This window comes from Alteromonas lipotrueiana, from assembly GCF_019249245.1.
GTDB lineage: Bacteria > Pseudomonadota > Gammaproteobacteria > Enterobacterales > Alteromonadaceae > Alteromonas > Alteromonas lipotrueiana.
This window is the reverse complement of record NZ_JAESDK010000010.1, coordinates 39,615-59,281: the sequence shown is the minus strand read 5'-3', so window position 1 is coordinate 59,281 and position 19,667 is coordinate 39,615. Positions and strand designations below refer to the sequence as shown.

Genomic DNA, 19,667 nt, shown 5'->3' with positions numbered 1-19,667 from the left:
CTATGCCTTTTTTATTCATGATATGAGCGACTTAAACGATGCACCGCATCAATAAAGACGCCTGCATTTTCGGGGGGTACATCAAGATGAATACCATGACCCAAATTAAATACATGCCCAGACCCTTTGCCATAGCTGGCCAGAATTTGTGACACTTCCTGCTCAATGCGTTCAGGGGCAGCATAAAGCATAGAGGGGTCCATATTTCCCTGTAAAGCCACTTTATCGCCAATACGGGCGCGGGCTTCATCAATATTAATGGTCCAGTCAAGGCCTACCGCATCACAACCGGTGGCAGCAATGGCTTCAAGCCACATCCCGCCATTTTTAGTAAACAAGGTAACCGGCACTTTACGCCCGTCGTTTTCACGGGTAAGACCCTCTACAATTCGAGCCATATATTGCAACGAAAAATCGTTGTAATCACGGGGCGATAATACGCCGCCCCAGGTGTCAAAAATCATGACCGACTGAGCACCCGCAGCAATTTGGGCATTGAGATAAGAGGTGACTGAGTCGGCCAGTTTTTCTAATAACGCGTGCAACGTGGCCGGTTCGGCAAAGGCCATTTTTTTGATTTTGGTGAATGCCTTACTGGCTCCCCCTTCAATCATATAAGTGGCCAAAGTCCAGGGGCTTCCAGAGAACCCGATAAGCGGCACCTCCCCACGCAGCTCGCGGCGAATAGTACGAACTGCATTCATCACATATTGCAGTTCGCCTTCAGGGTCGGGGATGCCGATTTTACGCACATCGGCCGCACAGGTTAACGGGCGGCTAAACTTTGGGCCTTCACCGGGCTCAAAATAAAGTCCCAGACCCATGGCATCAGGAATGGTCAGTATGTCTGAAAACAAGATCGCCGCGTCTAGTTCGAAGCGACGTAATGGCTGCATTGTCACTTCGCAAGCCAGATCGGCATTTCGGCACAGCGACATAAAATCGCCGGCTTGTGCCCGGGTTGCTTTGTATTCGGGTAAATAGCGTCCGGCCTGACGCATCATCCATACCGGAGTCATATCGACAGGTTGCTTCATTAAAGCCCGTAGATAACGGTCATTTTTCAGCTCTGAAACTGGCTTATCGGACTGCTGTGACATAACTTCCTCTAAATTCTTGATGGTCAGTGGCGCACCTGAAAGGCCCGAAGTATAACAACTTTTGCTATTGCAGGTAGCATTTTTGTACCCGCATCAAATCGTCTATTCAGGGTCCGCCCGTATGAGTTACCTTAAATTATCGAGCATCGGCTAAAGCCGCATCAATAAGGCGTCCGGCAATAGATTCTTTAGGGGGCGTTTTGGGTAGCCGGGTAAATTCAAACCACTGAGCATCCACAATTTCACGTTCATCAATACAGATATCGCCGGCCGCGTACTCTGCCACAAACCCCACCATCAGCGAATGCGGGAAGGGCCAGGGCTGGCTGTCAAAATACCGAATGTTCTTCACCGTGATGCCAACCTCTTCGAATACCTCCCGATGCACAGCCTGCTCCAGTGTTTCTCCACTTTCGACAAACCCTGCCAAAGTTGAATACATATCGGGATCTTTATGTCGTACCCCACGGGCTAACAACATTTTATTGCCATGGCTAATTGCAACGATAATACAGGGGGAGACTCGCGGGTAGGTTCGGTGGCGGCAACGTGAACACTGCATGGCCATCTCCCAGTCGACCTGTTCAGCAGGCGAACCGCACTGTCCGCAATAGCGGTGCGTGCGCAGAAAATGGATATACTGCCAGGCTCGGGCAAATTCATTGAAAGTCTGGGCATCATGTTGCATGAGCAAGTGCCGTAACGATACCCACTGCCAGCCAGGGGCATCAATATGTTCGCTGCCTACATCTAATACATGCAGTTTTGAAACCGGCCTGTCACCATAATTAAGTGCCGGTAATAAATGCACCTGGTCCGCGTAATGCTGTAAAAAAGGCAGATTTGTCCAGCTGCCTTCAGGTAACTCTCCGGTGGTATTTGCCACTAATACTTTGTCACTGGCTACAATAACCCAGCGGCCAGTATGTTCGGTAAGTACGCAAGGGTTAACTTTATTCATCATGATGCAAAATTACCTTAAGGGTGAATGCATACGATGATAATGCCCCACTGGTTACAGTGACAAGCGCTTATGGTAACTAAGTAAAATAACAAGCAATTTGTGCTGTTCAGTGGCAGTGTTATACTTATTATATGGCTTTGTGTAATGTGCTGACGATTTTGTCTAAGAGGCAATATGTTAAACAAACTTGAACAACTGCAAAACAAATGGAGTGGTCACTCTGCAACTATCGACCACTGGCTTCACGCGCGTCAGCAGTTACTTATTGAGTATTGTCAGCTTATTGGGTTACGCCAATCGCCGCCCTGCTTGCCCGAACAACAAAAAATAACAGATTTTTGCAACATGCTGATGGATTATTTGTCGGCAGGACATTTTGAGGTCTATGACATTTTAGTAAGTGACGACCGCTCTGGCCAGGCCCTCAAACAGGACGTTTACCCTCAACTTGCGGGCACGACTGATGATGCATTGTTGTTTAATGATGCCTTCGCTACCCAGCTAAACGCTGCTGATAGCGCTAAGTTTGATACTAAACTGGCTGCATTAGGCGAAACGCTGGAAGACCGCTTTGCCCTTGAAGACAAATTAATTAGCCATATGTTAGAGCAACACAGCGCTCAAAGTATTCAACAAGCACAACAGATTAAAAAAGATTAAGTCTGAACCTACGGTAATACAATGCACTTAAACAGCGAAAGATGAGATGATGACAAATGTTACCCTGATCAACAAAGCCCGCGCGTATTGCGAACAGCGTAATGTACGTTTTACTCCGTTAAGAGAAAAGGTATACGATATTCTGCTTGGCAAGCATGGGCCGATGGGTGCTTATGAACTTCTTGATTCTTTGAAAGAAACAGAAACCAGTGCCAAACCGGCCACCGTGTATCGGGCATTAGATTTTTTGCTTGAATTTGGTTTTATTCACCGGTTGGAATCGACCAATGCGTTCGTAGCCTGTTATCATTTCGGGTGTCACCACCCTGTGCAGTTTCTTATTTGCGACAGTTGTGGTGATGTCGCAGAAATTCAGTCGCAGGGCTTAAAAGCCACACTGGACAAACAAGCACAGGAGCATGGTTTTTCAGTATCAAAACAGACCATTGAAGCACATGGTTTGTGCGCTGATTGCCAGCAAGCCGAAAAGGAAGAAATAAAGGGGCAGGAACATCATGAATGCTGAGTTTGTAAATCCATTCATAAGCGGACTACTTAACGTCCTTGAAACTATGGCTCAAACCAGCCTAAAGCCTGGTAAGCCGATGAAAAAAAAGACTGATATTGCTAAGGGGGATGTGTCGGGTTTAATTGGTATGGTAGGTCCTCAGGTTAAAGGCTCGTTATCTATTACCTTTGATGAAAATCTGGCATTAACTCTAATGGAGCGCATGGTGGGGGAGCGGCCCGCAGCAATAGATGCAGATGTTGCCGACATGGTAGGCGAGATAACCAACATGATTTGTGGCAACGCAAAGCGCGAATTGTCCGAAAAAGGCTTCGACTTTGGCATGGCTACGCCTATTGTGGTTTCTGGTAAACAGCATACAATAAGCCATCAGGTAGATGGCCCGAAACTTATCATGCCTTTTCATAGTGACGATGGTATGGCCCATATGGAAATTTGTTTTGACAAATAGCTATTGGCACAGTGAAACCCTTACATTGCCGGCAAAGCCTCGTGGGTTTCACTTAATTACTGACGACATATGTGATGCCCTGCCTCAAATTAGTAGCTTGAAAGTAGGATTACTTCATCTTTGGTTAAAGCATACGAGCGCATCATTAACAATTAATGAAAACGCCGATCCATCGGTCAGAACTGATCTGGAAGCGTGGTTTAACCATACTGTGAAGGAAGACACGCCGTATTTTACTCACACTTTTGAAGGAAGTGATGACATGCCGGCGCATGTAAAATCAAGTCTGTTGGGATGTGAGGTCACCATTCCAATAGCAGATGGGAAGCTACAACTTGGTACGTGGCAAGGTATTATTCTAGCGGAACACCGCAACCATGGGGGTTCTCGGAGTATTACCATTACACTAAACGGTTGTCAAAAGTAATCACGGGGTTGTATACTTGCATGTTTCTTTATGCTGTTTTGGTATAGTACCTGCATAATTCCCGGAAATAAGTTTATCACTCAACTTTACATAGGATGTGACTATGAAAAAAACATTTAGCGTTGCTGCAGTTGCTTTGGCCGTTATGTCAGCCAACAGCTTTGCACAAGAAAATACTGGCAAGCCATACGATAGCTGGATTGGTTTATACGGCATGTATTACAGTGCCGAAGAAACCAAACCTGCCGATGATCTGATGGACGATGGCCGTGGTTTTGGTGGCGAATATGGCTGGCGTTTCAATCAGGACTGGGCCGTGCGCGCAGAACTGACCGCACTGGACATCGACTACAAACAGGTTTTGGGTACCGACGATAGCGTTTCGGGTGTTTCTTATGGTGTTGATGCCATGTATTTCCTACCGAATGATATGTGGTATTTATTCGGTGGTTATAAGCGCCAGAACTTTAACGAAAACCATGACCTGGTTGATCTCGGTATTGGTAAACACTGGGATATTACTGAAAAAGTAAAACTGGTTACTGAAATTGCTGCATATCAGGGTCTTGATAAGAGCTACAACGACTACAGCGCCAAAGTAGGTGTTGCGTTCCCTATGGGTGGTTCTAGTTCTTCAGCGCCGACACCGGCTCCTAGCACGCCTGTTAACAATGACTCTGACAATGACGGCGTGATGAACAACATGGACGATTGCGCCAATACCCCAGCGGGTGTTCAGGTTGACAACCGTGGTTGTGAGATTTCTCAGGACAGCGACAACGACGGCGTAGCTGACAACAAAGACCGTTGTGCAGACACTCCAAGCAACGACCGTGTAGATTCTGACGGTTGTACTGTGTTTGAAGAAAAAGAAGTAACGCATACCGTTCGCGTTTTCTTCCCACACAACAGTGCAGAAGTTACTGATCCTCGTGCCGAGAAAATTCAGGAATTTGCCTCGTTCATGAAACGTTATGGCAAAACTGATGCCCTGATTGAAGGTCATGCTTCACAGCCTGGCGATGCACAGTACAATATGGACCTTTCAAAGCGTCGTGCTGAAGCGTTCAAAGAAGTTTTGATTAACGAGTACAACATTGAAGCATCACGTCTTAGCACTGAAGGCTTTGGTGAAAACCAATTGTTAGATGAATCTAACACCCGAGCGGCACATGAAAAGAATCGTCGTATTCATATTCGTGTAACTGCTACAGAAGAAGTTCCAAAAGATCGTAACTAAGTTACTTTTTGATAGACCCAAAAAAGCGCTCATTTGAGCGCTTTTTTTATGCCGGATTACATTTCAATATTCACACAGTTGAGTGACGTTAATAGTCATCTGCCATTGCCGGGCCTGCATAATTATCGAAACGAGAAAATTGTCCCTGAAAGGTAAGTCGCGAAGTACCGATAGGACCATTACGTTGTTTACCGATAATAATCTCCGCAATACCCTGCTCTTCGCTGTTTTCGTGATAAACCTCGTCACGATAGATAAACATAATTAAATCGGCATCCTGCTCGATAGAGCCAGATTCACGAAGATCTGAATTTACCGGACGCTTATCGGCGCGCTGCTCAAGACTCCGGTTTAACTGCGATAATGCCACCACGGGCACTTCAAGCTCTTTAGCCAAAGCTTTTAAAGACCGGGATATCTCCGCAATCTCCAGGGTTCGGTTATCGCTTAACGACGGCACCCGCATTAATTGTAGGTAATCGATCATTATCATTGAAATACCCCCACGCTCGCGCGCCAGTTTGCGTGCACGACTACGTACATCCATGGGGGTCAGGCCTGAAGAGTCATCGATAAATAAATTATCGCGATCTTTTAGCATTGCCATAGTATTAGATATGCGCGCCCAGTCTTCGTCATCTAACTGCGCAGTTCGTATTTTGGTTTGATCAACACGGCTTAGCGACGCAAGCATCCGCATCATAATTTGTTCTGAAGGCATTTCAAGGCTGAACACCAGCACCGGCTTTTCTTCAGCCATCATGGCATTTTCGCACAAGTTCATAGCAAAGGTTGTTTTACCCATCGAAGGACGTGCGGCCACAATGACCAAATCTGAAGGTTGCAGACCACTGGTCTTTTTGTCTAAATCGGTAAATCCGGTAGTAACACCCGTAACTTCTTTGTTGGTTTTGATCAGCACTTCCAGACGGTCTATGGTTTTACCCAAAACACTCTCTACACCCACAGGGCCTTCTGAATCGCTGGTCCGCTTTTCGGCTATTTCAAAAACTTTGCTTTCAGCATAGTCAAGAATGTCAGCACTGTCGCGGCCCTCAGGGTTATAGCCTATTTCAGCTATTTCGTGAGCGGCGCCAATCAACTCACGAGTTATTGCTCGCTCGGCAATAATTTTTGCATACGCAACTACATTAGCAGAACTGGGCGTGTTCTTAGCCAGCTCTCCCAAATAGGCGAAGCCCCCGGCATCTTCCAACTCATCATGTTGTTCAAGCTCTTCTGATACCGTAATAAGGTCGACCGGTTCGTTGCGGCTTAATAACCTGACAATCGCCCGGTAAATGATTTGATGAGAGCGATTATAAAAGTCGTTGTCAGTAACTTGTTCGGCAACTTTGTCCCAGCTGTCTTTGTCGATAAGCATACTGCCGAGTACGGACTGCTCGGCCTCGATGCTGTGAGGAGGAATTTTGAGCTTTTCGACACTTCTGTCTTTCCCAGAGGAGACTACTTTCACAAACACAAACCGCTTAAATTCTTAATGAACCTATTATGCTTTATTTCGGCTCTAAGTTAAATTCGAAAACATCATCAGCACTGATAGTCTTATCGTAAAAAACGCGCAGGAAACATTTGCGTGAAAGACGGCGCTTTATAATCTGGAATGAACGTTGTAAACGTAAACAGGGACTTACTTATTTATCGCTCGTTAGTGTGGTGGAGTTATCGCGGTAGTTAACCGATAAAATTCATATATCGCAGATACGCGAAAGTATAAATGTCTATGCGAGCGTGCGCTCAGCTTAAATTAACACAGCGATAACGAGCGCGGGCTGCCGCCAGTGAAGAAGATAGCGAACTGTTCAGGGGTAACTATTTAGAAGTCAGCACGTAAACGTTTCGCTTGTAACACGATTAATATGTTAAACAGGAGCATTTGGCAAATTACCGGTTTTTTCAAGCTTAAAAAACACCCCATCCCACACGATATACGCCTCTTGATGGCTGGTCAAAAATACGGTTTGTCCCGGAATTTTTGCGCCTCGGTTACACTCAATTGAAAACGTATCTACATCGGTAAGGCCATTGCCTAATGTTGTTAAAGGTACGTTATATTGCTGGCTGAACTCTTTATCATTAAGCTGTGACTTTTGATATTCAGGAGCCTGACACTGAACCTGACCTAAAATTAGTTTTTGCGGACCATAATGATATGACTGTCCTAACCATTGTTTGGCTTGATTAGACGACATAGCACTATTGCCCGTGGTTAAGGCTTCGGTGACAATCCAGGTACCTTCTACCTGTTCAGGTTGTCTTAGGGCGCAGCTGCTGGCTAATACCAACATGGTTGCAGTACCTATAATCAACCGTAGCTGAATACGTGAAAATAAACGTTTAGCACGTAGCCATTTCATACTTTACTCCTTCGCAAATAAAATCCGTCGTTACTGTGTGCTCAGTATAATTTTCACAGTGTTACAGCATTATTGGCGATAAGTATGTGAACGCAACGTTCTTCAAGGCCTTGAAAATACTGTACGAATGAACATACAAAGAATGCTACTGCTGGCGGTGACGACGGCTATACTTTAGTATAAAGCAAGAAGTGGGCCGGTTAATCACGTTGAACAATAAAGTCCTGCTATAAAAAAAGACACCGTTAAAAAGGTGCCTTTCGGAATACAAGCAAAATATCAGTTTAGTGTTTGTTAATCTCTAACAATCCATGCACGGTCGACATTTCAACCCGGGCACTGCCGTTTCCGGTGGTAAATTCCAGCCACTTTGTAGGTCCATATTTAGCCTTTGAGGCTTGCGCATCAGTTAGGTTATTTTCAATGTTACCTCCGGCATGACCCTGCAACTCGAACCGAGCTGCTACCTCAGGCTGAAACGCTAAGGTGATTTTGCCACCTACTGATGATGCGCTGACATTCCCGTTTTCAGTCAGGTTAATCTCTCCGTCCACGGTGCCGTTTACGGTAACTATATCAAGCTCATTAATCTGCGCGGCTACAAATTCCATATCGCCGTTTACCGAGTCCATCCGTAACTCACGGGCCTGCGTGGTAATATCAATGTCACCATTAACCGTAATAAAGTGGCCCGTGTCGCCATTTGCATGTGCCCCTTCAATGTCACCATTAACCGTTTCTATCATTAGCTCGCCAGCCACATCATCTATCACAATATCGCCATTTACTGTCTCAAGCTTCGTTTTACCCTGTAGTCGGGAAACCTTTATATCGCCATTAACCAGATCAACCTGGGTAGCATTAGCAATGTCATTAATTTCAACATCAGCATTAACTGCGGTGTATAGCAGCCGACTACCTCGCGGTACTCTGATCAACAAGTCATCACCCTTGTCGTACCCCGATTTCCAGTCATCGCGATGGCGTTGGGTTTCAACTTCAAAACGTACCCCTGAGGCGTGCTTTTCAAATTGATATGTTTCGCTTTTCTTACCTAAAGTTCCCTCGATGTGGACCTGATTTTTTTCCCACACCTTAATGTGGGCTTTACCACTTACATGCTCTATTTCAACGGTTGGGTTGGCTGATGTATCGGCACTTTCTTCTATTTTTTGCTGAGCCAGCGCTGGCAAACTAAGACAGGCACACAGCAATGTTATCGGGACGAGGCTTCCTGTTTTTGTCAGGTTAGGTATACGTTTCATAGGTGGGTCCTCTTTTGGTTAAATTCGTTGCCATTGGGGCGTATGCACCCGTTTGACCAGGAACAGTTGTTGTTGATGTACATTTTGCAGCATTTGCAATAAGGCAGTATTGTTAGGGTCTTGTTTCAAAGCTCGCGTGATAACCGTTTCAGCTTGGCGTAAATCGGTAAGCTGCTGCTGCCAGTTTTGAGTCAATGCCGGCATGCTTTGCATGGTTGTAAGAAGAGCATTAAGTTGCGCGGTGTGTTGCTTGCTAAGCGAACTGACCAAAGCATTACCTAATAAAGGCTCAGTATTCCCCCGTGGCTCGAACGGTTGCTGTGCAGGGGATTGCACAGGAGATTGTGCAGACTCCGGTGTAAAGGACACCCACGGCGGGGTAATGAGTCCAACGCTCAATATCAATGCAGCGGCACTACCAAGCCATAGCAAACGACCTTTTGAAACTGACCTTTCAGGCGGCTCTAGTCCCAGCTCAATGCCCTGCCACAGATCGCGCTCGGGTGCTTTTTCTGTAGGCAGTTGTTTTAATAATTTCGATAACCTGGATTTACTGTCCATAATTTTCTCCATCAAGCCATTTTATCAGCATGCCCCGGGCGCGATGAAACTGAGCTTTGCTGGTACCGGTAGCAATGTTTAGCAGCGCGGCGATATCATCGTGGCGATACCCTTCTATTGCATGTAACACAAACACTACCCTGGCTCGTTCTGGTAGACGTATAATCAGCGCCTCTAAATCTACTTCGCTGGTGCAACGACTGGCGTCTAACGCCTGAACTTCCGGACTGGTTTCTATGTTGAGCATGTGTGCCACCCAGCTTTTTTGTTTACGCATATAGCTTACGGTGATATGGGTAGCCACACTGTGTAACCAGGTAGAAAACCGGCTTTTCCAGGTATAATTTTTTAATTTTTGCCATAGCTGAATAAATACTTCCTGAGTGGCATCTTCTGCCATACCTGTGTCAGCCGTTAAGCGATAACAAAGCGCGTATACACGCTGATGGTAATGCTTATACAAAGCATGATACGCCTGTCGGTCGCCCTGTTGCGCGGCACGTACCAAAGGTTCGTCATAGCGCACCGGAACCGCATTAACTCTCTCTGTATTTACAGTACTTAACGATTCCATGTCTCTGGCTGACCTGTATTTTTAATATGGCGTTGGTATAAGGTTAGTCGTAAGCTATACCTAAAAGGTTTGAATACCAATAACGTTTTTTTTCACTGAAGAATGAGTGTGTATGAATATTTTTGCTTTGTATGCGGGTCAGCCCGCACCATTAGGGCCCCGGCAGTCGTTAAGTGCTTTTGTTAAACAAGCAAGCCCTCAACTTACCGTGGAAAAAAGCGGGACTGTGGAAGATCAGCAAGCCAATACAAAATTACATGGCGGTCCCGAAAAAGTACTGCATCAGTATTCTTTTGAAGGCTACAGTGTATTGCAGCAGGCCTACCCCGCCCTTAGCTTTGAGTCGGGTATGATGGGCGAAAATTTGTTAGTAAAAGGCATGAGCGATACTAATGTCTTTATAGGTGATGTGTATCAAATGGGTGAAGTGGTGGTACAGGTGAGCGCTCCACGGGCTCCTTGTGTAAAAATATGCCATCGTTTTGAGCAAAGTGGTATCGATAAATTTGTTGGCGTTCAGGGTATTACCGGCTGGTATTACCGGGTCAGACAGCCCGGAGTATTATACCCTGAAGACAAGGTACAATTGCTCGAGCGCCCCGAACATAGCGTATCGGTGGCCGCATTAATGCAATGTGTCTTCGATAAACGATGTGCCGGCAAGGCAGCAGCGTTATCTTCGTTAGAGGTGCTTGATGACGAATGGCGCGGCAAATGCGCCCGGGCTGCTCGTAAAGCGTCTAATACTGAGCAACATTCATAAAAAAAGCCGCTGCGGTTTCCCGTAGCGGCTTTTTATGTCACACAATTAACGCTTACGCTTCAGCGATAATCACAACCTTAACGGTCGCGGCTACGTCAGTGTGTAGCTGTACGTCGATGTCGTATTCGCCCGTCTCACGCAGAGTGCCGGTAGGCAGACGTACGTCAGATTTAGCAACCTCAACACCCGCTGCAGTAATTGCATCAGCGATGTCGCGAGTACCAATTGAACCGAACAATTTGCCTTCGTCACCCGCTGGTGCTGCAATGGTCACTTCTTCAAGTGATTCCAGCTTTTCAGCTTGTGCCTGAGCTGCCGACAAGTCTTCAGCAATTTTTGCTTCAAGCTCTGCACGACGTGCTTCAAATTTTTCTACGTTATTCTTAGTTGCAGGAACCGCTTTACCCTGAGGGAAAAGAAAGTTACGTGCATAACCAGATTTAACGATTACCTGATCGCCCAGACCACCAAGGTTGGCGACTTTATCCAGTAGGATGATGTTCATCTTAACTACCCCTTATTTCGCCAGTTTACTTGTGAGAATCAGTGTACGGAAGCAATGCAAGAAAACGTGCACGCTTGATCGCAGAAGACAGCTGACGCTGATACTTCGCACTGGTACCGGTAATACGGCTAGGGACAATTTTACCGCTTTCAGTGATGTAGTTCTTCAAAGTAGCGATATCTTTATAATCAATTTCAGTCACACCTTCTGCAGAAAAACGGCAGAACTTACGACGTCTGAAAAAACGAGCCATGATAGATCTCCTTACGCGTTATCTTCAGTGGTTTCAGGTTTGTTTTCTGAACGCTCAGTGCGAGGTGCAGAATCATCACGACGCTCAGAGCGAGGTGCAGAATCGTCACGACGCTCACGACGAGGCTCTTCTTTCATCATAGGAGAAGGCTCAGTCACAGCGCTTTTAGTGCGCATAACCAGATTACGCAAGATAACATCGTTGAAGCGGAAGGCGTTTTCCAGCTCATCAACAGCTTCAGCAGTTGCTTCAGCATTGATTAGCACGTAGTGCGCTTTATGCAGCTTTTCGATTGGGTAAGCCAGTTGACGGCGGCCCCAGTCTTCCAGACGATGAATTTGACCTTCGTCTTGCTTCAGGATAGTGGTATAACGCTCGATCATACCAGGTACTTGTTCACTCTGATCAGGGTGAACCATAAAAACGATTTCGTAATGACGCATTATTGCTCCTTACGGTTGTAGCCTCGTCAGTACAGCCAGCTGCTTGAGGCAAGGAACGAGTTAGGTGGGCTGTAAGGGCGCGAAGTATACAGATCCCGGTTTAACTGCACAAGCATTAATCAAACCCAAATAAAATAAATTGCAGCGTCTTAGTGCCCGGCCATCGTCATACGTCCTGCTGCCACCAAAATCGTCACCCCAGCCAGAGCGCCCAGTGACCACAGCAAGGTAGCACGATTGGTACGTTCGCCAGCCACCCACGCTACTGCCAGCGACATCACCGCACTGGTCGCAATCAGGGTTTGTACTACGCCTGCTTGCGCATTAGCAAATGCCACCATTTGCAAATATAAAGCCGCAGCGGTGCCCAGCACCGTAGCCATAGCGAAGGTACGCCACATTTTTACTGGTTCATCGCTTACCGGCAACCAGCGCTTACGCAGTAGCAGCATTAATATTACAATAATAACCAGCCCCCCGGTCAGGCGCACTAAACTGGCATTAAACGCATCAAGTTGTGGGTAAGCGGTCAGAATATCGCGACTGACCACTGCCCCTACCGCCTGACATACTGCGGCAATAGCGGCAAATATGTAGCCTGAGGGCGCAAACAAATGCAGTTCGGTACGGCGGCGCACCTTTACCACCATATCAACACTAAATAGCACTACCGCTATACCTATCCATTGTTGCCAGGTCAGCCACTCTGCAATCCATACCATCGCCAGCAAGGCGGTAAAGATAGGAGCCAGGGTTTCGGTAATAAGTACCGACTGGGTATCGCCTATACGGTTCAACGCCTGAAAAAAACAGGTATCACCAATACCAATGCCAATAACGCCGCTAAGTAGCAACCACCAGTAAGCACTGGCGGGTAAGTCAACGGCGGGAAGCCAAATTTGGGTTATGGCCACCAGCAGTACAATGGCCACCACACCTTTCCACAGGTTTAGCGACAACGGCGAAAACGAAGCTCCCAGTACCCGAAACATTCGGGCAGCAATCGCCCAGCATAAAGCCACGGTCAACGCAGCAAGTTCACCTACCATAAAGCGGGTTTATCCTGTGTGAAAAAAGCGCACAGCCTACCAGAACCACCTCAGCTTACAAGAAGCAAGGGGCATACTTATCTCCATAAAAAAGCCCGGCACGAAGACTAGCTTCGGCCGGGTGAGTCAACAAGCGGGAGAGCTTATTTTAAAGGTTTGATTTCACGTACCCAGATATTACGAAAGCTGACTTCGTTGGAGTGGTCCTGAAGCTGAATCGGCGCACAGCCGTGTGCTTCGTAGGCTGGCGCACCAATCCATTCTGTTTTTCCTTTTAACTCATAATGATGCTGAACCAATACACCATTATGCAGAACGGTCACATAAGCAGGCGAAGTCAGTTCATCACCGTCAAAACGCGGGGCGGTAAAAATAATATCGTACTCCTGCCACTGTTCGGGCGCCCGGGTGGCATTTACCAGCGGAATACTTTGCTTGTACACACTGGCGGCCTGACCGTTGGGGTAGGTTTCGCTTTCGTGGGAGTCCAGCACCTGAATCTCGTAACGCTGCTGCAAGAAAACGCCACTGTTGTTGCGTTCCTGGCCTTCCATATCAGCTTCAGGTTTGGGAGCACGCCATTCGACATGCAGTTGCACATCACAAAATGACTGCTTGGTTTTAATATCACCGGCACCGGGCTTAACAGTCAGCACCCCGTCTTCTACAGTCCACTTTGCCGCGCCGCCGTTTACCGACTCCCAGGCCGACAAATCTGTACCGTCAAACAACACGGTAGCATCAGACGGTGGCTGTCCCGGATCGGCTGTTACTTTAGAGGGTACGGGTTCCCAAACTTCGGTTTTTTGCGCCTTTTGCCAGTCTTCCAGCTCGTCGTTTGCAGCCATAAGATCACCTGCTACTGTAATTGTGCCCAGCGCTACCGCCACGGCCGTGCCTAGTGTTTTATACATCGTCTTCATCAAAATAATCTCCTGCAATATACGCTTAGGTTGCCCAGGCGGTCTGGCCTTTTTTATAGTCAATGTTGCCATCGTATTTTCCTGGCACCGGTACATACCTTAAAACTTTGGTGCCCCCAACCTCAGAGGTAAAGAAACCAAACAGGGTCAACTGTTTAAACAATGAAAAGTAATGCGGCAACGGTTTTTTTGAATCAGGCCAGCGGCTGTTAGGTGAAGCCATAGCCATATCGTCTAATCCTGATGCCGTATTTGCCTGTTTGGCTTCTTTATCTAAACGACTCAACAAGGCTTGTTTGTCGGTTTTAGACAGCAGCAAAAAATCTTTACCCTGTGCTTGTCTGGCTTCGTTATCCAGGGTAGTCATTCCTTCACGAAAGACTTTTTGCAAATCCTGGGTATAACAGTCTGACACCAATATGGCCATAATCTCGCCAACATTGGCATCTTTGGCGCCAGGTGTTGCGGTACGCGGTATAATGACCTCGGCTATTTCATTTAAAAAGGTTACTTCGTCTTTAGAAAAATCCGTGTCTTTCAGGCTGACACTGGGACGAATATCATAAGCCATAGCGCTGCCGACAAAAGCAACCCCAGTGGCCGTAGTGATAAGCTTCAACAAGTCACGACGATTCATGCTTACAGGTTTCCTTTTTTAAGTTCACTTACCGCAAAATCGGCTGCTCGCGCGGTCAGTGCCATATAAGTTAACGACGGATTCACACACGAAGCTGAGGTCATGCAGGCGCCGTCGGTGATAAACACATTTTTGGCATCCCATACCTGATTGTGTTGATTTAACACCGAAGATTTCGGGTCGCGGCCCATCCGCGCGGTACCCATTTCGTGAATACCCATACCTGGCTCATAGCCCGCGTCCCAGCCTTCGACATTTTTTAAACCGGCCGCCTCAAACATCTCCACCGCATCCTGCTTCATGTCTTTGCGCATGCGCTGTTCGTTTTCACGAATTTTGACATCCATTTCCAATACTGGCAGACCCCATTTGTCGGTGGTCTGTTTGCTTAAGGTGATACGGTTACGCTCATCGGGCAGCATTTCTCCGAATGCGTTCATACCAATGGTCCAGGTACCTGGCTCGCTGACGGCATTTTTCAAGTCTTCTCCTACCCCTAACTCGGCAATGTCTTTACGCCAGCCTGTGCGACTCGCGCTGCCCTGATAACCAAAGCCACGGACATAGTCGCGCTTATCGCTACCCCAGTTTCGAAAACGAGGGATATAAAAACCTGAAGGCCGACGTCCGTAGTAATATTTTTCGTCAAACCCTTCAACCACGGCCGATGCCCCGGTTCTGAAATGATGGTCCATAACATTGCGGCCTAACTGACCACTGCTGCTGCCCAATCCTTCATCCCAGATATCGGTGGCCGAATTCATCAACAACCAGCTAGAATTAAGCGCTGAGGCATTCACAAAAACAATTTTAGCCGTGAACTCATAGGTTTGGTTAGTATTGGCGTCAATTACCTCAACCCCGCGAGCGCGCTTTTTGTCTTTGTCATAAAGAATCTGGCTTACAATTGAGTCGGGACGTAAGGTTAAATTACCGGTTTTCATGGCCGCCGGTAATGTTGACGCCTGAGTTGAGAAATAACCACCAAAAGGACAACCCAACCAGCACTTATTGCGCGCCTGACACCCGGCTCTGCCTTGTTCAGGCTGGGCCTGAGTGGCATTAGCTGCCCGCCCGATAATAAGGTGCCGCGTGTTTTTGTATTGTTTTTTGATACGGGCTGCAACGTCTTTTTCAACCACGTTTAAATCAAACGGAGGCATATATTGGCCGTCGGGCAACACATCAAGTCCGTCACGATTACCACTGATGCCCGCAAATTTTTCTACATAGTCATACCAAGGAGCGACATCTTCGTAGCGAATGGGCCAGTCAACCGCAATGCCTTCTTTTTGATTGGCTAAAAAGTCTTCGTGATTTAATCGGTAACTTTGACGACCCCATAGTAGCGAGCGACCACCCACATGATAACCACGAAACCACGAAAAAGGTTCCTTCTCAATGTAAGGTGCTTCTTTTTCAGTAGCCCACATTCCAAAGGTTGACTCGTTAAGCGGATAATCACGGGATAAAACCGGATAGTCCTCACGCATTTTTTGGGTGGCCAAATCGCGGTGTGGATAATCCCATGCTTCTTTATGAGCGTTTTTATAATCTTCGATATGTTTGATATTTTGACCACGATCCAGCATCAGTACTTTTAAGCCTTTTTCGGTCAACTCTTTGGCCGCCCAGCCCCCACTGATTCCCGACCCGACAACAATTGCATCATAATGATTGTTAGCCATGTTTATCCTCTTAAACGCATAGCGTAGTTAATGCTTACTTCAAACATCACAGCGTTGAACCGCCGCTTGTAATGCTTCTATACGACCAGCCTCAGTCGCAGCTGTGGGTATAAATTCCTGTGCCAGATATCCGCTGAATCCGGTGTCTTTTATTGCCCTGACAATCGCTGGATAATTCAGCTCCTGACTGTCGTCAATTTCGTGCCGACCAGGGACTCCGGCGGTATGAAAATGCCCAAAAAAGGCGGTATTTTCGCGAATAGTTCGAATAATATCGCCTTCACTTATTTGCATATGGTAGATGTCGTATAGCAATTTAAAGTTTTCAGAACCCAGTGCCTGACACAGTTTGATCCCCCATGCCGAGTTGTCAGCCATATAGTCGGGATGATCAATTTTGCTGTTAAATAGTTCCATTTGCAGTACGACTCCGCGCTTTTTCGCCTGCGGCAGTATACGCTTCAGGCCGGCGGTGGCGTGCTGAAGCCCAACCTGAGGATCCATTCCGCGTTTGTTGCCGCTAAAACATACCAGGTTGGTGTACCCGGCGTCGGCGACCAAATCGATATGCCGCAGGTAACGTTTTGTGAGCGCATCGTGAAACTGCGGGTCGCACCAACCGTCTTCCAGGTTCAGTTCAGCACCATTACACATCGCACTGTCAATGCCGTACTTTTTTAATATTGGCCAGTCGTCAGGACCGACTAAATCGATGGCGCTAAACCCCAGACGAGTAACCACCTGACACAAAGACTCAATATCCAGATCGCCGTAGGTCCAGCGAGCCACTGAATGCCGGATGTTCCCTTTTAATTTTGATGACATCGTTTTTGTTTCTGCATGTGTTAATCCTGCAAGGGTTAGCCCCACTCCGGTTAATGCCATAGTTTTTAACAACTGACGACGATCAGGCATCGGTAGTCACCTTTTCAGATTTAAAAAACAGTAAGAACAGAATTAATACCACCGCGGCAAAACCTGCGGGGAACAGCCAGATACTTTCCCAGCTATGGCCTGAATCTGAAACATAGGCATCGGTAATTTGTCCGGCTACCCAAAACCCAATCAACATGCCTACCCCATAGGTGGCTAGAGTAATCAGGCCCTGAGCAGCGCTTTTAATTCCTGGCCCTGCTTTGGCATCGGTATAAATTTGACCTGATACAAAGAAAAAGTCGTAGCACAGACCGTGTAAAGCAATACCGGTAATTAACAGCACAATACCGCTATCAGCGTTGCCATAGGCAAACAACACATAGCGTAATACCCACGCTAACATGCCTATTACCAGTGTTTTCTTAATACCAAACTTGTTTAGAAATACCGGTAAAGCCAACATAAACAACACTTCTGAAACCTGTCCCAGGGTCATTTTTCCGGTTGCATTTTGAACGCCGATTTCGGTTAAGAACGGGTTAGCATTTTGATAGTAAAAGGCCAGCGGTATACAGATAAGTACCGAAGAGGCAAAGAAAATAAAGAAGTTACGGTTTTTCAGTAATGATAAGGCATCGACCCCCAACGCCTGACCCAGGCTGGCCGTTTGGCCTTTGGCCTTAGGTGGCGTGGCCGGTAATGAAAAGCTGAACAAGCCCAGCATCAACGAGGCAATCGCGCACAACATAAAGGTATTGCGCAACAGACCATCGTTAATACCGTCGCGTGAGTCCCATGAAAACAGATAACTAATTACCAGTCCGGCAACAATCCAGCCAATGGTGCCCCATACCCGAATTTTTCCAAATTCTTTAGACGGGTCGTGCATTTGTCCGAACGACACCGAGTTGACTAAAGCCAGAGTGGGCATATAAGCAATCATGTAGCCCAGCACGTAGGGATAAAAAGCATTAAAATCGCTGGCCTGATACATCATAAACAACAATGCTGCGCCCACCAGATGCAAGACGCCTAAAATACGCTCTGCATTAAAGAACCGGTCGGCAATCATACCAATAATAAATGGCGCGATAATGGCTCCCCAGGATTGCGTAGAAAACGCCATCGCAATTTCCTGACCGCTGGCAGACAAAGTGTTAGCCAGATAGGTACCCAATGTAACAAACCAGCCGCCCCAGATAAAAAACTGGAGAAACATCATCATGCTTAATCGCACCGTTGTATTAGTCATTGTTATTCTCGTTATAAGTGTCCAGGACGTGTAAACCGCAGCGCTTTAGTCGTTATCTAACCCTAAAATCCGACGATTTTTTGCTTCACTGGCATTGCCGCCGGCAAAGTCATCAAAGGTACGCGTAGCGGGCTCGATTATATGACGGGTAATAAACGGCGCACCTTCAGCCGCCCCCTGGTCCGAATCTTTTAAGCAACATTCCCACTCCAGTACCGCCCAGCCATCAAACCCGTACTGCGTTAGCTTGCTAAAGATACTTTTAAAATCGACCTGGCCATCACCTAATGAACGAAACCGCCCCGGACGGTCAACCCAATCCTGGTAACCGCCATAAACCCCACTGCGACCATTGGGCAAAAACTCCGCATCCTTTACATGAAACATTTTAATGCGGTCGTGATACCTGTCGATAAAGTCCAGATAATCTAGCTGTTGCAAAACAAAGTGACTGGGGTCGTATAAAATATTGGCGCGAGGGTGATTATCTACTGCCGCTAAAAAGCGCTCAAAGGTGGCGCCATCGTGCAAGTCTTCACCCGGATGAATTTCATAACATACATCCACGCCCGCTTCGTCAAATGCATCTAAGATTGGTTTCCAACGGTTGGCCAGCTCAGCAAAACCTTGCTCTACCAGCCCGGCCGGACGCTGCGGCCACGGATATACCAGATGCCACATTAATGCCCCGGAAAAGGTCGCATGGGCAGTTAAACCCAGCCGCTGACTTGCCTTTGCTGCCAGTTTTAGCTGCTTTATTGCCCATTGCGTACGCGCCTTGGGGTTGCCGTGCAAATGGGCAGGGGCAAAGTTATCAAATAATTCATCGTAGGCTGGATGTACGGCCACCAGCTGACCTTGTAAGTGGGTCGACAACTCGGTAATTTCGATTCCGTGTTTAGCACAGGAAGCTTTGGCGTTGTCGCAATATTCTTGTGAATCGGCGGCCTGTTCTAAATCAAACAAAGTGGGATCGGTAGGCACCTGAATGCCTTTATATCCTAATGAGGCCGCCCATTCAGCCATGCTTTCTAGCGTGTCAAATGGGGCGGTGTCGCCAGCAAACTGGGCCAGAAAAATCGCCGGTCCTTTAATTGCAGCCATAAAAATCTCCTGAAATACGTGCCAT

The 19,667-nt window shown here is 47.1% G+C and carries 23 protein-coding genes; 6 read left to right on the top strand and 17 right to left on the bottom strand.

Going from position 1 to position 19,667, the window contains the following annotated elements; translation table 11 throughout:
• Positions 1 to 11: 11 nt before the first annotated feature.
• Positions 12 to 1,100 (bottom strand): uroporphyrinogen decarboxylase, encoded by a 1,089-nt coding sequence (gene hemE, locus JK130_RS08415; protein WP_218353872.1) that lies wholly within the window; start codon positions 1,098 to 1,100, stop codon positions 12 to 14.
• A 136-nt stretch (positions 1,101 to 1,236) separates the two neighbouring features.
• The gene (nudC, locus tag JK130_RS08410) at positions 1,237 to 2,064 is read right to left on the bottom strand and encodes an NAD(+) diphosphatase (protein WP_218353871.1); all 828 of its coding nucleotides are present in this window, start codon (positions 2,062 to 2,064) and stop codon (positions 1,237 to 1,239) included.
• 174 nt (positions 2,065 to 2,238) lie between these two features.
• On the opposite strand from nudC, the gene rsd reads away from it, so the two are divergent.
• The 5 genes from rsd (at position 2,239) to JK130_RS08385 (ending at position 5,371) form a co-directional block, all read left to right on the top strand.
• Positions 2,239 to 2,724, top strand: a complete 486-nt coding sequence (rsd, locus tag JK130_RS08405; protein ID WP_218353870.1) for a sigma D regulator — start codon at positions 2,239 to 2,241, stop codon at positions 2,722 to 2,724.
• Between the two features lie 49 nt (positions 2,725 to 2,773).
• Positions 2,774 to 3,250, top strand: coding sequence for a transcriptional repressor (locus JK130_RS08400; protein ID WP_218353924.1), 477 nt, complete (start codon positions 2,774 to 2,776; stop codon positions 3,248 to 3,250).
• Positions 3,240 to 3,704 (top strand): chemotaxis protein CheX, encoded by a 465-nt coding sequence (locus JK130_RS08395; protein ID WP_218353869.1) that lies wholly within the window; start codon positions 3,240 to 3,242, stop codon positions 3,702 to 3,704. The genes JK130_RS08400 and JK130_RS08395 overlap by 11 nt, the downstream gene beginning before the upstream one ends.
• Positions 3,694 to 4,131 (top strand): secondary thiamine-phosphate synthase enzyme YjbQ, encoded by a 438-nt coding sequence (locus JK130_RS08390; RefSeq protein WP_218353868.1) that lies wholly within the window; start codon positions 3,694 to 3,696, stop codon positions 4,129 to 4,131. Before JK130_RS08395 ends, JK130_RS08390 begins: the two co-directional genes overlap by 11 nt.
• Positions 4,132 to 4,234: 103 nt before the next feature.
• Positions 4,235 to 5,371, top strand: coding sequence for an OmpA family protein (locus tag JK130_RS08385; protein ID WP_218353867.1), 1,137 nt, complete (start codon positions 4,235 to 4,237; stop codon positions 5,369 to 5,371).
• A gap of 88 nt (positions 5,372 to 5,459) precedes the next feature.
• Here the strand turns inward: JK130_RS08385 and dnaB are convergent, their stop codons facing one another.
• From dnaB to JK130_RS08360, 5 genes are all read right to left on the bottom strand, one after another.
• The gene (gene dnaB / locus JK130_RS08380; RefSeq protein ID WP_218353866.1) at positions 5,460 to 6,848 is read right to left on the bottom strand and encodes a replicative DNA helicase; all 1,389 of its coding nucleotides are present in this window, start codon (positions 6,846 to 6,848) and stop codon (positions 5,460 to 5,462) included.
• 406 nt (positions 6,849 to 7,254) lie between these two features.
• Positions 7,255 to 7,749 carry a hypothetical protein gene (locus JK130_RS08375; protein ID WP_218353865.1) on the bottom strand — a complete coding sequence of 165 codons (495 nt, stop codon included), beginning with the start codon at positions 7,747 to 7,749 and terminating at the stop codon, positions 7,255 to 7,257.
• Between the two features lie 284 nt (positions 7,750 to 8,033).
• Positions 8,034 to 9,014: a DUF4097 family beta strand repeat-containing protein gene (locus JK130_RS08370; protein WP_218353864.1), complete on the bottom strand. Its 981-nt coding sequence runs from the start codon at positions 9,012 to 9,014 to the stop codon at positions 8,034 to 8,036.
• Positions 9,015 to 9,032: 18 nt separating this feature from the next.
• Positions 9,033 to 9,575: a hypothetical protein gene (locus JK130_RS08365; protein WP_218353863.1), complete on the bottom strand. Its 543-nt coding sequence runs from the start codon at positions 9,573 to 9,575 to the stop codon at positions 9,033 to 9,035.
• Positions 9,565 to 10,149 (bottom strand): RNA polymerase sigma factor, encoded by a 585-nt coding sequence (locus JK130_RS08360; RefSeq protein WP_218353862.1) that lies wholly within the window; start codon positions 10,147 to 10,149, stop codon positions 9,565 to 9,567. The genes JK130_RS08365 and JK130_RS08360 overlap by 11 nt, the downstream gene beginning before the upstream one ends.
• 112 nt (positions 10,150 to 10,261) lie before the next feature.
• Here JK130_RS08360 and JK130_RS08355 point away from each other — a divergent pair, with 112 nt between their 5' ends.
• Positions 10,262 to 10,912 carry an MOSC domain-containing protein gene (locus tag JK130_RS08355; protein WP_218353861.1) on the top strand — a complete coding sequence of 217 codons (651 nt, stop codon included), beginning with the start codon at positions 10,262 to 10,264 and terminating at the stop codon, positions 10,910 to 10,912.
• Between the two features lie 52 nt (positions 10,913 to 10,964).
• Here the strand turns inward: JK130_RS08355 and rplI are convergent, their stop codons facing one another.
• The 10 genes from rplI to JK130_RS08305 form a co-directional block, all read right to left on the bottom strand.
• A complete protein-coding gene (gene rplI, locus JK130_RS08350; RefSeq protein ID WP_218353860.1) occupies positions 10,965 to 11,417 on the bottom strand; it encodes a 50S ribosomal protein L9 in 453 nt (150 codons plus the stop codon).
• Positions 11,418 to 11,442: 25 nt separating this feature from the next.
• A complete protein-coding gene (gene rpsR, locus JK130_RS08345) occupies positions 11,443 to 11,670 on the bottom strand; it encodes a 30S ribosomal protein S18 (protein ID WP_073316739.1) in 228 nt (75 codons plus the stop codon).
• Positions 11,671 to 11,681: 11 nt separating this feature from the next.
• Positions 11,682 to 12,113 carry a 30S ribosomal protein S6 gene (gene rpsF, locus JK130_RS08340; protein ID WP_218353859.1) on the bottom strand — a complete coding sequence of 144 codons (432 nt, stop codon included), beginning with the start codon at positions 12,111 to 12,113 and terminating at the stop codon, positions 11,682 to 11,684.
• Between the two features lie 149 nt (positions 12,114 to 12,262).
• A complete protein-coding gene (locus JK130_RS08335; RefSeq protein ID WP_218353858.1) occupies positions 12,263 to 13,162 on the bottom strand; it encodes a DMT family transporter in 900 nt (299 codons plus the stop codon).
• A gap of 143 nt (positions 13,163 to 13,305) precedes the next feature.
• The gene (locus tag JK130_RS08330) at positions 13,306 to 14,010 is read right to left on the bottom strand and encodes a 3-keto-disaccharide hydrolase (RefSeq protein ID WP_425514597.1); all 705 of its coding nucleotides are present in this window, start codon (positions 14,008 to 14,010) and stop codon (positions 13,306 to 13,308) included.
• Positions 14,011 to 14,110: 100 nt separating this feature from the next.
• Complete coding sequence (locus tag JK130_RS08325) at positions 14,111 to 14,722, bottom strand: gluconate 2-dehydrogenase subunit 3 family protein (RefSeq protein WP_218353857.1); 612 nt, start codon at positions 14,720 to 14,722, stop codon at positions 14,111 to 14,113.
• A 2-nt stretch (positions 14,723 to 14,724) separates the two neighbouring features.
• Positions 14,725 to 16,410, bottom strand: coding sequence for a GMC oxidoreductase (locus tag JK130_RS08320; RefSeq protein ID WP_218353856.1), 1,686 nt, complete (start codon positions 16,408 to 16,410; stop codon positions 14,725 to 14,727).
• A 39-nt stretch (positions 16,411 to 16,449) separates the two neighbouring features.
• Complete coding sequence (locus JK130_RS08315) at positions 16,450 to 17,325, bottom strand: hydroxypyruvate isomerase family protein (protein ID WP_218353855.1); 876 nt, start codon at positions 17,323 to 17,325, stop codon at positions 16,450 to 16,452.
• Positions 17,318 to 18,538 carry a nucleoside permease gene (locus JK130_RS08310; RefSeq protein ID WP_218353854.1) on the bottom strand — a complete coding sequence of 407 codons (1,221 nt, stop codon included), beginning with the start codon at positions 18,536 to 18,538 and terminating at the stop codon, positions 17,318 to 17,320. Before JK130_RS08310 ends, JK130_RS08315 begins: the two co-directional genes overlap by 8 nt.
• A gap of 45 nt (positions 18,539 to 18,583) precedes the next feature.
• A complete protein-coding gene (locus JK130_RS08305) occupies positions 18,584 to 19,642 on the bottom strand; it encodes a sugar phosphate isomerase/epimerase family protein (RefSeq protein WP_218353853.1) in 1,059 nt (352 codons plus the stop codon).
• Positions 19,643 to 19,667 lie beyond the last annotated feature (25 nt).

Bases quoted from the DNA above. Each gene is read 5' to 3' on its own strand.
- rpsF (WP_218353859.1), bottom strand. From the start codon at position 12,113: ATGCGTCATTACGAAATCGTTTTTATGGTTCACCCTGATCAGAGTGAA.
- JK130_RS08365 (WP_218353863.1), bottom strand. From the start codon at position 9,575: ATGGACAGTAAATCCAGGTTATCGAAATTATTAAAACAACTGCCTACA.
- JK130_RS08355 (WP_218353861.1), top strand. From the start codon at position 10,262: ATGAATATTTTTGCTTTGTATGCGGGTCAGCCCGCACCATTAGGGCCC.
- JK130_RS08320 (WP_218353856.1), bottom strand. From the start codon at position 16,410: ATGGCTAACAATCATTATGATGCAATTGTTGTCGGGTCGGGAATCAGT.
- nudC (WP_218353871.1), bottom strand. From the start codon at position 2,064: ATGATGAATAAAGTTAACCCTTGCGTACTTACCGAACATACTGGCCGC.
- JK130_RS08360 (WP_218353862.1), bottom strand. From the start codon at position 10,149: ATGGAATCGTTAAGTACTGTAAATACAGAGAGAGTTAATGCGGTTCCG.
- JK130_RS08400 (WP_218353924.1), top strand. From the start codon at position 2,774: ATGACAAATGTTACCCTGATCAACAAAGCCCGCGCGTATTGCGAACAG.
- JK130_RS08375 (WP_218353865.1), bottom strand. From the start codon at position 7,749: ATGAAATGGCTACGTGCTAAACGTTTATTTTCACGTATTCAGCTACGG.
- JK130_RS08310 (WP_218353854.1), bottom strand. From the start codon at position 18,538: ATGACTAATACAACGGTGCGATTAAGCATGATGATGTTTCTCCAGTTT.
- JK130_RS08335 (WP_218353858.1), bottom strand. From the start codon at position 13,162: ATGGTAGGTGAACTTGCTGCGTTGACCGTGGCTTTATGCTGGGCGATT.
- rpsR (WP_073316739.1), bottom strand. From the start codon at position 11,670: ATGGCTCGTTTTTTCAGACGTCGTAAGTTCTGCCGTTTTTCTGCAGAA.
- JK130_RS08305 (WP_218353853.1), bottom strand. From the start codon at position 19,642: ATGGCTGCAATTAAAGGACCGGCGATTTTTCTGGCCCAGTTTGCTGGC.
- rplI (WP_218353860.1), bottom strand. From the start codon at position 11,417: ATGAACATCATCCTACTGGATAAAGTCGCCAACCTTGGTGGTCTGGGC.
- JK130_RS08315 (WP_218353855.1), bottom strand. From the start codon at position 17,325: ATGCCTGATCGTCGTCAGTTGTTAAAAACTATGGCATTAACCGGAGTG.
- JK130_RS08395 (WP_218353869.1), top strand. From the start codon at position 3,240: ATGAATGCTGAGTTTGTAAATCCATTCATAAGCGGACTACTTAACGTC.
- JK130_RS08330 (WP_425514597.1), bottom strand. From the start codon at position 14,010: ATGGCTGCAAACGACGAGCTGGAAGACTGGCAAAAGGCGCAAAAAACC.
- hemE (WP_218353872.1), bottom strand. From the start codon at position 1,100: ATGTCACAGCAGTCCGATAAGCCAGTTTCAGAGCTGAAAAATGACCGT.
- JK130_RS08370 (WP_218353864.1), bottom strand. From the start codon at position 9,014: ATGAAACGTATACCTAACCTGACAAAAACAGGAAGCCTCGTCCCGATA.
- rsd (WP_218353870.1), top strand. From the start codon at position 2,239: ATGTTAAACAAACTTGAACAACTGCAAAACAAATGGAGTGGTCACTCT.
- JK130_RS08325 (WP_218353857.1), bottom strand. From the start codon at position 14,722: ATGAATCGTCGTGACTTGTTGAAGCTTATCACTACGGCCACTGGGGTT.
- JK130_RS08385 (WP_218353867.1), top strand. From the start codon at position 4,235: ATGAAAAAAACATTTAGCGTTGCTGCAGTTGCTTTGGCCGTTATGTCA.